The sequence below is a fragment of the Shewanella sp. SM32 genome, from assembly GCF_025654235.1.
GTDB lineage: Bacteria > Pseudomonadota > Gammaproteobacteria > Enterobacterales > Shewanellaceae > Shewanella > Shewanella oncorhynchi.
In genome coordinates, this window is sequence record NZ_JAKKRO010000003.1 from 55903 (window position 1) to 70933 (window position 15031).

Below are 15031 nucleotides of genomic sequence, written 5' to 3' on the forward strand. Positions count from 1 at the left end.
CTAACAAAGACAAATTTTATTAAAAAATATTGCGGCACGGTATTTGCTTAGACTAGGTTAGAGATGTATCGCACTAACATTTGCTGGAGTGATGATTATGGACTTTGGCCTAGCGACCGAGCTGTATCCCGACGAATATCGCTATCAAACAGAACATTATAGTCCCAATGATAATCCATTGGACTTGATACAAGTGATCCAACAACTGCATGCCAGTTTAGATCCTAGGACAGTCTTTGCCTGCTATGGCAAAGTGCTGGGACAACACTTGCCGATCCAAGGCGTGCGCTTAACCTATGGCGAGCACAAATTCAGCTGGGGCAAACGTTATGGTATCAGCGTCAAACGACAGCTCATGTGTGCAGGAATGCCATTAACGATTCAGTACCAACTGGTGACGCCATTTACGCCATCACAAACCTCAAACTTACAGGATATTGAACCGCTGTTATTGCAACCTTTATTAAATGCGTTGCAATATCAAGAAATGTCGATGCAAGCTATGTTTGACTCGCTCACTGGCTTAGGCAATCGCCATTATTACAGTCAGAGTCTCAGTAATGCGACCGCCAGAGCCCATCGAAAACAAGGAGCAGTCGCTCTCATAGTGCTCGATCTTGATAACTTTAAACAACTTAATGATAAATTCGGCCATAAATGTGGTGACTATATTCTGAAGGAATTTGGTGACATCATTCGTGCAACCATACGCAACACAGATCAAGCCTTCCGGATTGGTGGTGATGAATTCGTCATTATTGTCCAAGGCAATATTCATGCGGCAGGCTTGTTATGTGAACGGATTGTCTCGGTAATCAATCAGCACAGTAGTTTCAATCAATTTGGGGTGAGCTGTAGTTTAGGGGCGGCAGAATCACACGATACCATTGAAGCCGAACAACTTTATGAACTCGCCGATAAGGCGCTTTATCAAGCCAAAGCCGCCGGACGTAACTGCTATAAACTCAGCCAAAATCAATTAGTTTAACACGCGCAGGGATGCCAAATGAAATGCGATAACTCACTCGCAGCGCGTACCCCATAAAGGTCTAAATCAAACTGACGCGCTGCGTTCCACTCTCCTCTCGCTTTCCTAGAACACGCCAATATTCCAAGATTAACTCTCGACTAGAATTCCTTTGCTTCCTCAACAAACACCTGTAAACCAAGTCCATTCGACTCAACAATAAAGCCCTTTTCAACCCACAGTCCAATTGCCATCACCAGTTGCTCGCCATAAAACACAAACCCCACCTTTTCGCGTACCCAAGGCGGAATGGCAAACTCTTGCCACAGTTTCTTTAATTCTCGCCCCTTACCCCGAGAATGCGGGTGGCAGCGAAATTGTCCCGCAAGTTGATAACGCACACTGACCACTTCATCAGGCCAAGGTAAGCGGACTCTGGGACCTTGTTCTGTCACTATCAGCCTAATCTGCTCACCATTCGCTAAGTCCGCAGGCGACACGACTAATTCGGTACTATCTCCCTGTAATAAAGAAATAAAGTCATGCTGTGGCAAGGTCCAACTCACAGGCTGAGTGTGACGTTTGTAAGTTTGATACTTGAATAAATAGACTTGATTAGCAAAGCGGCGGATTTCACACTCACCCACTCGAATATGCACTTTAGCATCGTCTTTCGCGTTAAGAAGCTGAGTGATGATTTGCTTAAGCTGCACCTTTGAGGGCAAAGCAAAACCTTGGGATTCAATAAAGCCACGTAAGAGTAACGCTTGCCAGTCGGCTGACTGTTCAGCAAAACCATCGAGCTTGAATACATTTTGAGTATGGTAAGGCGCTTGGGTTAACCATAAAGGTAAACGTTCACTCACCTGTAAATCCAGCGTCGCCTGTTGTTCGGCGCACAATGCCGCACTTCGACTCGCAGTTGTCGCAATACTCGGCCAACGCGCTTTTAAGCGGGGAATAATTTCTAAGCGTAAAAAATTTCGATCGTACTTATCGTCTTGATTACTTTCATCTTCAATATGCACTAAGCCCTGCTGTTTTGCGTAGGCTTCAATCTGCTCACGGCTGATATCCAATAACGGCCGCAATTGTTTGCCTTGTGCTAATGCTTGTACTTGCCCCATGGCCGCCAGCCCTTTCGGGCCTTGACCACGTTTCAGCGCCAGTAAAATAGTCTCAAGCTGATCGTCTTCATGGTGAGCTGTCAGCAACACATCATTGGCACTTAAATGCCGCTCAATCGCCTGATAACGCACTTTGCGCGCTTCAGCTTCAAGGCTCAATCTTGGCCCACGATTAACCGTGACTCGCTCAACCGTCACGGGCAGGTCGTAATGCTGGCCCCGCTCAAGGCAATGCTGTGCCCAAGCCTCAGCGTTATCACTTAGGCCATGGTGTACATACACTAGCTGATAATTAAACTCCGGATGTGTCCGTGCAAACTGGCTTAAACCAAAGGCCAAGACTTCAGAATCAACCCCACCACTGTAAGCCAGTACTAACTTGCTGTCAGGCGCTAAGGATTGCGCAGCCAAAAAATCACAGATATGCGCGCTGAGATCGCCAGCAGTCAATGCTTCGTCACGCTTAGCCGACATAAGTTAACTTCATCTGTTTACACCTAAGACATTCGCCAACATTAGAATAAAATTCTCACCTTGTTTGGCCCGAGTAACGATTCGAGCGAGAGCATCAAGTCATCGGTCGGATTCACTCGCCAAGCATCGGCTAACCTAAACTGACCTTTGGCTTGAGCTTGAGTGTAATTGATCACCACAGGCACAGCACCGTTACGCCACGGGCTTAGGGCTTGCTCGAAAGTGTCTAACGCCGATGGCGTTAACTCGCTGCCATCCATATCAATTTCCAGCGCCTTGGCAAAGTGGCTGCGCGCCTCACTGATATCAATGATGTTACGCGCCGTCATGCGGTTGCCGCCGGCAAAATCATCGTAACTCACCTCACCTTCACAAATGAGGATGCGGTCTTTCTCCAGCAGATGATTAAATTTTTCAAAGGCTTCGGTAAACAACATGATTTCAAGACGTGCGCTCTTATCATCGAGTGTCAACAGGCCCATTTTCGAGCCGCGCTTGGTCAGCATCACTCGCGTTGCCACCACTAACCCCGCAGCCTTAGCAGTTTTACCGCGTTCGGTGGGATGCACATCTTTCAAGCGACCGGACGTGTAATGCTTCAGCTCTTTTAAATATTGATTGATCGGATGACCAGTCAAATACAAGCCTAAGGTTTCGCGCTCTCCTTCGAGCCAAATTTTATCTGGCCATGGGGTACATTCGACAAACTGCTGCTTACTGTCTTCGGGTTCACTGTTGAGCAAACCAAACATATCGTGTTGGCCAATCGCCTCGGCTTTGGCATGTTGATCAGCAGCGCGAATCGCTTCGGGCAAGGTTGCCATCATAGACGCACGATGCGGCCCTAGAGTATCGAGTGCGCCCGCGCAGATCAGCTTTTCAATCACGCGCTTATTGAGCTTTTTCAAATCAATACGGGCACAGAAATCGAATAGATCCACGAAGGGGCCATCTTTACGGGCCTCTAAAATCGATTCAACTGGACCTTCACCCACGCCTTTAATGGCGCCAATGCCATAAACGATGCGCAAATCATCATCGACGGTAAATTTGAACAAGCCTTTGTTCACATCCGGAGGAATGAGCGGTAGCCCCATACGCTCACATTCATCGACCAAAGTCACAATTTTATCTGTGTTGTCCATATCGGCCGACATTACCGCCGCCATAAACTGCGAAGGATAATGGGTTTTCAGCCATAAGGTCTGATAAGACACAAGCGCATAGGCGGCTGAGTGAGATTTGTTAAAACCGTAGCCAGCGAACTTTTCCACTAAGTCGAAGATCTTCATCGACAAGTCGCCGTCGACACCGTTATTGATTGCGCCCTCTTTAAAGATACTGCGCTGCTTGGCCATCTCTTCGGGCTTTTTCTTACCCATAGCACGGCGGAGCATATCGGCGCCGCCAAGGGTGTAACCCGACAACACCTGTGCAATCTGCATCACTTGCTCTTGATACAGAATAATGCCGTAGGTCGGTGATAACAGTTCTTTTAAGGATTCATGCTGGTACTGAGAATCGGGATACGATACTTCCTCGCGCCCATGCTTACGCTCGATGAAGTTATCTACCATGCCCGATTGCAAAGGCCCAGGGCGGAACAATGCCACCAGTGCGATCATGTCTTCGAAACAGTCGGGTTGCAGACGTTTAATCAAATCCTTCATACCGCGGGATTCCAACTGGAATACCGCTGTGGTTTCATATTTTTGCAACAAGCGGAAAGATGCCGCATCCGTTAACGGAATCGCTTCGATACGCACAGGTGGGCGACCGTTTTTGACCTCGACCTTGTTCACCATCTCCAGTGCCCAGTCGATGATTGTCAAAGTACGTAAACCCAAAAAGTCGAATTTAACTAAACCTGCGGTTTCGACGTCGTTTTTATCGAATTGTGTTACTGGATTTTTACCTTCAGCGTCGCAATAGAGCGGCGCAAAATCGGTAATTTTAGTTGGTGCAATCACCACACCACCCGCGTGTTTACCCGCGTTACGCGTCACACCTTCGAGCTTGCGACACATGTCGATCAGATCTTTTACGTCTTCATCGGCATCATAGGATTCTTGCAGGGCTGGCTCGACCTCAAACGCTTTCGCCAGCGTCATCCCAGGTTCTGGTGGAATGAGTTTAGAAATTCGGTCAACGAAGCCATAGGGATGACCCAGCACACGGCCAACGTCACGAATAACCGCTTTTGCCGCCATAGTTCCGAAGGTGATGATTTGCGATACCGCTTCGCGGCCGTACAATTCGGCCACATGGTCGATCACTTCATCACGTCTATCCATGCAAAAGTCGACGTCAAAGTCGGGCATAGAAACCCGCTCTGGATTGAGGAATCGCTCGAACAGTAAGTCAAATTCTAATGGGTCTAAGTCGGTAATCTTAAGCGCATAGGCCACGAGTGAACCCGCGCCCGAGCCACGACCAGGCCCTACTGGAATACCGTTATCTTTACCCCATTGGATGAACTCCATTACGATCAAAAAGTAACCTGGGAACCCCATCTGGTTGATCACTTTAAGTTCAATGTCGAGGCGCTCATCGTATTCGCCGCGTTTCTCGGCGCGCACCTCAGGATTGGGGAACAAGAATTCGAGCCGCTCTTCAAGGCCCTTCTTCGAACAATCGACCAGAAAGTCTTCGATGGACATATCGCCCGTCGGGAAGTTGGGCAGGAAATATTCGTACAAACGGATCGTTACATTACAGCGTTTAGCGATTTCGACACTGTTCGCCAACGCCGCAGGAATGTCGGCGAATAGTTCACACATTTCCTCTTCGCTACGCAAATACTGCTGTTCACTGTATTTTTTAGGTCGGCGAGGATCGGCAAGGGTAAAGCCATCGTGAATTGCCACCCGAATTTCGTGGGCATCAAAATCTTCGGGTTTAAGAAACACCACCTGATTGGTCGCCACCACAGGGATGCCCTTCTCCTGCGCTAAGGCCACAGCCATATGCAGATAACGCTCTTCATCGGGGCGACCTGTGCGGATAAGTTCGAGGAAATAACGGTCAGTGAAATGGGTCTGATAAAAGTCGCATAAAGATTCGACTTGTGTGCCATTGCCCTTGAGCAGTGCCTTACCCAGATCGCCTTCTTTGGCACCCGATAACAGCAAAATGCCTTCGTTATAAGTGAGTAACCACTCTTGGTCTATCACTACACGGCCGGCCACTTGGCCACGTAAATAAGCCTGACTGATAATTTGGGTCAGATTTTGATAACCGACATTGTTCATCGCAATAATGGTTAAGGCGCACAATTCGCCTTCAAATCCGGGCACTTGCATCCAAAAATCGGCACCAATAATCGGCTTGATCCCCGCACCATGGCAACCACTGTAAAACTTCACCAAACCACAAAAGTTATTTTGGTCAGTCAAGGCGACCGCGGCCATTCCCTGCGCTTCCACCTGCGCCAAAATAGGCTTGACCTTGGCCACGCCATCGGTCATAGAGAAGTCACTGTGGACACGAAGATGCACAAAACGAGGATCGGACATAATTAGGATTATCTTTGAATAGCAGGTTAACAATAACTAGAAAGCAGACTAACAAAGTCACGCAGCCAGAGCCAGTGACTTTGCTGGATAACGGGAACTTATACCCAAACAACCTGAAACTCGTATCTTCAGGTAGTTTGGGAGCACAGCTTACAGCCCCATTAATGCCTTGACGGGTTTGAAACTTTTACGATATTGGTCAAATACCCCATGTTCGGCGATGGCCTCAAAATGCGCCTTAGTCGGATAGCCCTTATGCTTAGCAAAACCGTATTGCGGATAAGCAGCATCGAGCACATCCATCTCACGATCCCGCGTCACTTTAGCGATAATCGATGCGGCACTAATACTGGCAATTAAACCATCACCTTTAATGATGCTGTGACTGGTAAGCGAGACGCCATTATGGGCAACAAATGCCGGACTGCGATTGCCATCGACTAACACCAACGCAGGCGCAATCTTAAGCCCTGCAACCGCGCGCTGCATTGCCAACATAGTGGCATGCAAGATATTAAGCGTATCGATTTCAGCAGGACTTGCGCGGCCCACGTGATAACACAGGGCTTTTTCACAAATCTCATCAAACAAAGCTTCACGGCGCTTCTCACTGAGTTTCTTGGAATCATTCAGACCACTGATGGGCTTGTTTGGATCTAAAATCACAGCCGCAGTCACTACATCGCCGACTAATGGCCCACGGCCGACTTCATCCACACCAGCAATTAATCCCGTCGAAAAGGCCAGCAAATCGGCGTCGGTTAAACTTTTAAAAGTTGCCACTAGTTAGCCTCCAGCGATTTAGCATGACTTGGTTTAGGCTCAACCAGTGCCATTACCGCTTCAGCGGCTTTTAAGCTCGCATCACGGCGTAACACTTGGTGCAGGGCATCAAACTCAGCTTTGAGCGGCGTAAAATCTCGATTTAACTCGACTGTGACCGCCGCAGCTATTCTCTCTGGCGTGCAATCTTCTTGAATGAGCTCAGGGACGAGATCTTTTCCAGCCAGTAGATTCGGTAACGAGAAACGCTCGACCTGCATCATGCGCTTAGCAATCCAATAGGTCATAGGGCTAACACGATAAGCCACCACCATTGGACGCTTGACCAACATGGCTTCTAACGTCGCGGTGCCAGATGCTAATAAAATGCCATCGGCAGCCGCCATGACTTCGCGCGACTGACCTTCGACCATATGAATTTCGAGATCCGGTGCAAAATCCTTCAGCGCTTGCTCAAATTGCTCACGGCGTTTTTGATTGACCAGTGGCGTCACAAAACGTATATCAGGGAAGTTCTGCTTAATCAGTAAAGCCGCCTTCACGAAAGGCTCGGCCAATTGCTTTAACTCGCCACCACGGGATCCCGGTAGAATCGCTAAATATTCGGCATCGGCATCGAGTTCAAGTAACTGGCGCGCAGCAGCTTTATCGCTTCGCAACGGAATATCATCCGCTAAGGTATGACCCACAAAGGTACAAGGTACTTGATGCTTGTCATAAAAAGCTTTCTCAAATGGCAATAACGACAACACCATATGGGTCGCCTTCGCGATTTTGAATATACGTTTTGGGCGCCATGCCCACACGGATGGGCTCACATAATGAACGGTTTTAATACCGCGCGCTTTGAGTTTAAGCTCGAGGCCTATATTAAAATCCGGTGCATCTATTCCAATAAAACAATCGGGCTTAAGCGCGGTGATCTCTTTAATCAAGGATGACCGCACTTTTAATAAGCGAGGTAGACGGGATAACACTTCAACGATTCCCATCACTGCGAGTTCTTCCATCGCAAACAGGGATTTGAAGCCTAGGGCTTCCATGCGGGGTCCACCGATACCGACAAAGCGCGCATCGGGATGGGTCTTTTGCAGCGCAGCCATTAAACCTGCACCTAAAATATCGCCTGAGAGTTCTCCGGCAACCATGGCAAACACTAATGGAGTTTTATTGCTCATAAACCAATCACGTCTCATGAATTAATGGCATTGGATGAAGAGGTAAACCGCACCTAAAATGCATCGTTCCAAGCCTACACTTATGTTAAGTTAATGATTCAATTAATGACTAAGCTCATTTATGGTCGAATGCATTGATGAATAAACGCATTTTTAACGACTACGTCTACCACAAAAAAGGCTTAAACCAATAATACAAAAGGGCATAAAAATGCCCTTTTGTTGTCATGTGGTCATCAAGTTAGCGAATAATGCCGCGACTCGATGACTTTACAAACTCAAGCAGTAATTTGACTTGCTCATCGTTCTGCGCATCTTCAGCCAACGCTTCAATCGCTTCTTCTACCGTTAAACTGCTACGGTATAAGGTTTTATAAGCACGACGCACGGCTAACTGGCTTTCTTTAGAAAAACCGCGACGCTTCATACCCTCACTGTTTAAGCCGCGAGGCACCGTCGGTTGACCCGCTGCCATCACAAAGGGAGGCACATCCTGCAGTACTAAAGAACAACCGGCAGTAAATGCATGGGCACCAATATGCACAAACTGATGCACACCTGTCATACCACCTAAAATCGCCCAGTCACCGACGTGCACGTGACCTGCAATAGATGCATTATTCGCCATGATGACATTATCGCCGACCACACAGTCATGGGCGATATGCACATAGTTCATAAACAGGTTATTCGACCCAATACGGGTTTCACTGTTATCTTGAACTGTACCGCGGTGAATGGTCACGTTTTCACGGATGACGTTATTGTCGCCAATGATCAGTCGTGTCGGCTCGCCAGCGTACTTTTTGTCTTGGCATTCTTCACCAACGGAGGCGAATTGAAAAATACGATTCCCTTTGCCGATAATCGTTGGACCTTTGACCACCACATGGGAACTCAACCAACAATCATCACCAATTTCGACGCCCGCACCGATATAGGTCCAAGGGCCAATAGTGACGTTATTGCCAATTTTTGCATCGGGATGCACAAACGCTAATGTATCTATCACTGACTAATCTCTCTGCGGGCACACATGATTTCAGCGGAACAAACCACTTCACCATCCACTTTGGCCTCACCGTAGAAAACGCCAATCCCGCGGCGCTCTTTAATCATTTTGACATCAAAATGAATTTGATCTCCTGGCTCAACCACACGTCTAAAACGCGCATTATCGATACCAGCAAAGTAATACAACACACCTGGTGGAGGTACATCACTACTCATCGTTTTAAAGGCTAACAGGCCAGTTGCCTGTGCCATCGCTTCTAAAATAAGCACACCTGGCATCACAGGTTGTATCGGGAAATGTCCCTGAAAAAATGGCTCATTTATTGAAACGTTTTTGATCGCCTGCAGACTAACACCAGGAGTGTAATCAAGCACACGATCGATCAATAGGAATGGATATCTATGGGGTAGATATTTAAGTATTTCTTTAATATCCATAGTGTTCATTTGATTAGACACGAACCGAGTTCCTCAAATTGCCTTGGGGCAATTAATCTGGTGTTTTTAAATTTTTTTCCAACGTTTTAACACGCTGGAACAGTTCATCTAACTGACGGAAACGAACTGTATTTTTACGCCAAAGTTTATTATCCATTGCCACGGTGGCGGAAGAGTATAAACCAGGCTCACGCATATTAGTGGTGATATTGGTAGCACCAGACACATGCACACCATCGGCTATGCTCAAATGACCTGCGATGGCACAGCTACCGCCAATAATACAATATTTACCAATAGTGACACTGCCTGCAACAGTAGTGCTGCCTGCAATAGCAGTATTTTCGCCGATTATATCGTTATGGGCAATTTGTACTTGGTTATCAATAATCACACCGTCGTGGATCTCTGTATGGCCTATTGCCCCACGATCTACCGTTGAATTCGCACCAATCTCAACCTGATCGCCAATACGCACGCCACCTGTCTGCGGAATTTTTATCCACTGACCACGCTCGTTAGCATAACCAAAACCATCTGAGCCTAATACGGCACCCGAATGGATAATACAATCCTGTCCTAAATGCACATCATGATAGACGGTGACATTAGCCCACAAACGTGTTTTTGAGCCAATAACCACATCTTGTCCCAGCACAACACCGGCACCAATCTGCACATTTTCACCTAAAATGACGTTCGCACCAATCACAGCATTCGCGCCAATAGCGACACCTTCCCCTAAATGGGCTGAAGGATCAATTTGTGCCGAAGGATGGATACCCACCGCCGCTTTGGGTGTAGTGTCCAAATACTGAGCAACACGAGCAAAACCGACATATGGATCTTTTACAATTAACGCAGTACCTTGATAATCCTGCGCATCTTTAGCTGACAATAACACCGCACTCGCTTGAGTTGCCTCAAGCTGAGAGCGGTATTTACTGTTGGCTAAAAAAGAGATCTGACCCGCCTTGGCATTTTCTAAGGTCGCCACACTATTAATAATTAGCGTTTCGTCGCCTTGGATATCACCGTCTAATAACAGGCATAGCTCTTTTAAAGTCACACTATTCATCTATTACTTGCCTTTGCTTAAGGCTTCAACCACTTTGCCACTGATGTCAGCGTTAGGCTTAACATAAATGACAGCACCACGTTGTAATACCAAATCATATTGGTCTTTTTCAGCGATAGTGTTGATGGCTTTTTGCACTTTAACTAACAGTTTATTTTGCTCTTCACCTTGGCGACGACGTAGGTCTTCATCCAATGCTTTGCCTTTTAACTGATATTCAGATTTTAGCGATTCCATTTTACGAACCAGCTCAGTTTTTTGTGCATCGTTCATTAACGCACCATCACGTTGCTGCTTCTCCATCAGAGAACGCATTTCTTCTTGCATTTTTTGGACATCAGCTACGCGATCACCAAACTCTTTCTTCAGAGATTGAGAGATCTGTTCACGTTGTGGGAGCTGTTCAAACACAGCGCCCATATCCACTACGGCAATTTTCTCAGCATGTGCCACTAACGGCGCGCCTAACAAAACTAACGTCATCAGCGCGCAATTTACCATCTTGTTCAAAATAAACTCCTTGTTACCTTGTTATTGTCAGCAAAACTTGCCGAGTGTATGCCTTTTAAAAAGTTTTGCCAATATTGAAAGAGAAGATCTCCGTTTGGTCACCTTCATATTCTTTAAGCGGCCACGCCAAGCTGAACACCATAGGTCCCATAGGTGATAACCATTGAACACTCAAGCCCCAAGAGGCGCGCAGGCGAGCTGGATCACTATAGTCTTGTAACTTAGCAAACTCGTCCGCCGGAAGTGTTTGATATGACTCGTAATCAAACTCAGTATCCCAGACGTTACCCGCATCGACGAAGAAACTAGTACGAACTGAGTTAGTGTAAGCCTCATCCAGGAATGGGGTTGGTACAATCAACTCCATACTTGCCGTTGCAAGGGCATTACCACCGATAGAGCGGCCAGAACTGACTTGGATACTATTAGGATCGCCAGGCAAGCTACAGCCATCGCCCGATGGATCCGGTGCACACGGCTCACTACCTCGATAGAGATAGAATGAACGTGGACCTACAGAGTTCGACTTAAAGCCACGTAGCGAGCTACTACCACCTGAGTAATAGTTTTCCCAGAAAGGCAGAATTTGGTCATTATCATTAAATTGACCATAACCGTTACCATAACCTAATCGACCACGGGCCAAGAGCACAACGCTCTGACTGCGGTTAACAGGGAAATAGTAGTTAGTGTCAAAGTCTGTCTTAAAATACTGTAAATCAGACCCTGGCGAAGTCATTTTGCCGTTCAGACGCTGGGACGAGCCATCTGTTGGGAAAGTGCCACGGTTCAAGGTGCTACGATACCAGCCCAGGCTGAGTTCGAAGTTATCGAAACTTAAGTCCGCATTTGGATCGTCATCACGATAGATGTTATAGAAACGCAGCGCCTGCTCATAAGCTGAGATCTCAGAAATCGTGTTGTGACGATAGCCAATACCACCATTGATACGGTTGTATTCGTTAATCGGGAAACCCGAGTTAAGCGCCACACCATACGAACTGTTTTTATAGCGTTCTAAGTTAGCTTCATTGGCATCAAACTCACTCCAATAAACGCTCCCGCCTAAACTCACACCGTCTTTTGTCCAGTACGGATCGGTATAGGATAAGTTAACGTTTTTAGAGTACTTGTTGGTGCTCAAGCTAATACCCGCTTGATTACCTGTACCTAAGAAGTTGTTTTGTTGTACACCAAACTGCAAGCTCAGGCCTGATTCAGTACCATAACCGACACCCGCGTTAAATGAGCCCGACGGCTGCTCTTTCACTTTAACCGCAACATCGACTAAATCATCGGTACCCGGCACTTGAATGGTTTCAGTGTCAACGGTTTCGAAGAAGCCCAAACGGTTAAGACGCGCTTTAGATTGCTCAACTTGCGCTGAGTTTAACCAAGCCCCTTCCATCTGACGCAGCTCACGGCGCATCACTTCATCTTTAGTCACTGTGTTACCAGTGAAGTTAATCGCCCGTACGTAAACACGTTTACCCGGTTTGATATTGATGTTTAAGGTGACTTCTTTAGTCTTATCATCAATTTCAGGGTAGGTTTTCACTTCAGGGTAAGCATAACCGAAGCGGCCTAGATACTTGCTGTACATTTCTTCGGTGAAAGTCACATCACCGCCGTTGTACATATCACCCGCTTTGATTGGCAGAATTGATTTCATCAACTCTTCACGGCCCATCAAATCGCCCGTCAAATTCACGTCTTTAACTTTATATTTCTCACCTTCTTCAACGTTAATGGTGATATATAAACCTTTACGGTCAGGCGTCATGGCCACTTGAGTCGAAGTCACTTCGAAGCGGATATAACCTTTATTGTGATAATAGGTTTTGATGGTCTCGAGATCGGCCTGCAGCTTTTGCTTCTGATAACGGCGTTCGCCGAACAGATCCCACCAAGCCACATAATCTTTAAGTTCCAGCATGCCAATCAGTTCAGCATCGGTAAACTCTTTGTTACCGACCACGTTAATTTGGCGGATTTCGGCCGCTAAACCTTCGGTAAACTTAAATTTCAGCTCTACCCGATTACGGGGTAAGTTAATCACTTGGGCTTCCACTTTCGCGCCGTATTTACCCACGCCGTAGTAGAAATCCTGCAGACCCTTTTCAATACCGGTCAACATAGTGCGATCGAGCGACTCACCGACTTTAACGCCAGAACCGTCCAGACTTTCCTGTAACTGTTCGTCTTTAATGTCTTTGTTGCCATCGAATGTCACGGCACTGATAGTTGGACGTTCAGTGACTTTCACCACTAATACGCCGCCATCTCGGCTCACGGAGACATTTTCAAAGTTAGTCGATGCATACAAGCTTTTAATCGCTTGCTGGATTCTTAACTGGTCAACAGTGTCACCTACTTTTACTGGTAAGCTTAACAAGGCAGCACCGAGTGCAACTCGTTGCAAACCTTCAACTTGGATGTCGGTCACTTCAAACGGTTGGAAAGTATCTGCCAACACAGTCCCTGAAAACGACGCACCGACGAATAACATCGAGGCAAAAAGTTTATTCAATCTCATAGAGCACTTCTAATTATTAGTCTGTCCTTGCTCAGAGTCGGGCAAAATCATTGAAAAGCGCAACGCTCATCAACATCAGCAGTATTGCTGCCCCAAATCTGAATCCTATTTCCTGCACCTTTTCAGGTACAGGTTTACCAGTTATTACTTCAATAAAGTAATACAGCAGGTGTCCCCCATCGAGCACAGGTAAAGGCAGCAAGTTAATGATGCCTAAATTGACGCTGATGAGCGCGAGGAACCCGAGAAAATAGACCAAGCCATAGTTTGCACTACTGCCCGCACCCTGTGCGATCGAAATGGGTCCACTCAGGTTTTTCACCGACACATCGCCGGTAAATAATTTGCCAATCATCTTAAAGCTCACAGCAACAAGTTGCCATGTTTTATCCGCTGCTATGCCGAAAGAATCGATTGGTCCATATTCAAGTTGTAAACGCATATTGTCTGGCCATTGTGCTTGGGTCGGGCTCACTCCGAGCATACCTATCTCTTGGCCATCGGCATTTTTACTGCTTAAGGGTGTCACTGCCACATTAAACTGTTCGCCATTGCGACGCACAGTTAAACTCACAGGCACATTGGCAGAATGTTGAATAATGTCAACAAAAGCCTGCCAATCGGTATAACTTTTACCATTTATTGCGACTAAGGTGTCACCGACTTTTAGCTCACTATTCGCAGCGGCACTGTCAGGACTAATCGCAGCAATGGTGGGGACGATTTCGGGACGATAAATCCCTAACCCTAATGCCGTAATCGGGGATTCTTTTTCAGGATCAAAACGCCAATTACGCGTATCTAAGGTGTAAGACCGCGCACTAGAATCCAAACCTTGCAAACCATTCAATGGTGTTAGCGATACACTCAGACTTTCATCACCTATGTGGCCGACTAAAGCTAAATTCACTTCTTCCCAGTTACGCACGGCCTGACCGGAAATGGCCGTTATTTGCATTGGCTCTGTGATTTGAATTTGCGCAGCAGCAGTCCCGGGGGTCGTCGAGGTGATCACAGGCTTAAGTGATGGCACACCAATCAGATACATAAAATACAGGGCAACGATGGCAAAAATAAAGTTAGCAATTGGACCAGCGGCCACAATCGCAATACGTTGCCATACGGTTTTACGATTGAACGCTTGATCTTTTAATTCATCGGGAACGTCTTCAACACGCTCATCGAGCATTTTGACATAGCCGCCAAGGGGGATCATGGCTAACACATATTCAGTGCCGTCTTTACCAACACGGCGCCAAATAGCCTTACCAAAACCAATGGAGAAACGTTCGACTTTCACGCCACAACGTCGCGCGATATAGAAATGGCCGTATTCGTGGGCAGTAATTAACAGACCCAGTGCAACGATGAAAGAACCTAAGTTCCATAAAAAATCTAACATCCCACTCCT

Annotated in this window: 11 protein-coding genes; 1 reads left to right on the forward strand and 10 read right to left on the reverse strand. The window is 46.8% G+C overall.

What is annotated here, in order from left to right:
• Window positions 1-97: 97 nt before the first annotated feature.
• Window positions 98-988: a GGDEF domain-containing protein gene (locus L5M10_RS01915; protein WP_105249714.1), complete on the forward strand. Its 891-nt coding sequence runs from the start codon at window positions 98-100 to the stop codon at window positions 986-988.
• Between the two features lie 140 nt (window positions 989-1128).
• Here L5M10_RS01915 and tilS read toward each other — a convergent pair whose 3' ends face one another.
• The 10 genes from tilS to rseP form a co-directional block, all read right to left on the reverse strand.
• Complete coding sequence (gene tilS / locus L5M10_RS01920) at window positions 1129-2568, reverse strand: tRNA lysidine(34) synthetase TilS (protein ID WP_263160658.1); 1440 nt, start codon at window positions 2566-2568, stop codon at window positions 1129-1131.
• A 41-nt stretch (window positions 2569-2609) separates the two neighbouring features.
• A complete protein-coding gene (dnaE, locus tag L5M10_RS01925) occupies window positions 2610-6083 on the reverse strand; it encodes a DNA polymerase III subunit alpha (protein WP_263254753.1) in 3474 nt (1157 codons plus the stop codon).
• Window positions 6084-6233: 150 nt separating this feature from the next.
• Window positions 6234-6866, reverse strand: coding sequence for a ribonuclease HII (rnhB, locus tag L5M10_RS01930; RefSeq protein ID WP_263254754.1), 633 nt, complete (start codon window positions 6864-6866; stop codon window positions 6234-6236).
• On the reverse strand, window positions 6866-8044 hold the full coding sequence (lpxB, locus tag L5M10_RS01935) for a lipid-A-disaccharide synthase (RefSeq protein WP_263254755.1): 1179 nt from the start codon (window positions 8042-8044) through the stop codon (window positions 6866-6868). The genes rnhB and lpxB overlap by 1 nt, the downstream gene beginning before the upstream one ends.
• 241 nt (window positions 8045-8285) lie before the next feature.
• Window positions 8286-9056, reverse strand: coding sequence for an acyl-ACP--UDP-N-acetylglucosamine O-acyltransferase (gene lpxA / locus L5M10_RS01940; protein WP_028760598.1), 771 nt, complete (start codon window positions 9054-9056; stop codon window positions 8286-8288).
• Window positions 9053-9517, reverse strand: coding sequence for a 3-hydroxyacyl-ACP dehydratase FabZ (fabZ, locus tag L5M10_RS01945; protein ID WP_006080990.1), 465 nt, complete (start codon window positions 9515-9517; stop codon window positions 9053-9055). Before fabZ ends, lpxA begins: the two co-directional genes overlap by 4 nt.
• Window positions 9518-9548: 31 nt before the next feature.
• Window positions 9549-10574 (reverse strand): UDP-3-O-(3-hydroxymyristoyl)glucosamine N-acyltransferase, encoded by a 1026-nt coding sequence (gene lpxD, locus L5M10_RS01950; RefSeq protein ID WP_263254756.1) that lies wholly within the window; start codon window positions 10572-10574, stop codon window positions 9549-9551.
• A gap of 3 nt (window positions 10575-10577) precedes the next feature.
• Window positions 10578-11075, reverse strand: coding sequence for an OmpH family outer membrane protein (locus L5M10_RS01955; protein ID WP_028760600.1), 498 nt, complete (start codon window positions 11073-11075; stop codon window positions 10578-10580).
• A gap of 64 nt (window positions 11076-11139) precedes the next feature.
• The gene (gene bamA / locus L5M10_RS01960; protein ID WP_263254757.1) at window positions 11140-13620 is read right to left on the reverse strand and encodes an outer membrane protein assembly factor BamA; all 2481 of its coding nucleotides are present in this window, start codon (window positions 13618-13620) and stop codon (window positions 11140-11142) included.
• A 31-nt stretch (window positions 13621-13651) separates the two neighbouring features.
• Complete coding sequence (gene rseP / locus L5M10_RS01965; RefSeq protein ID WP_263254758.1) at window positions 13652-15022, reverse strand: sigma E protease regulator RseP; 1371 nt, start codon at window positions 15020-15022, stop codon at window positions 13652-13654.
• Window positions 15023-15031: the final 9 nt, after the last annotated feature.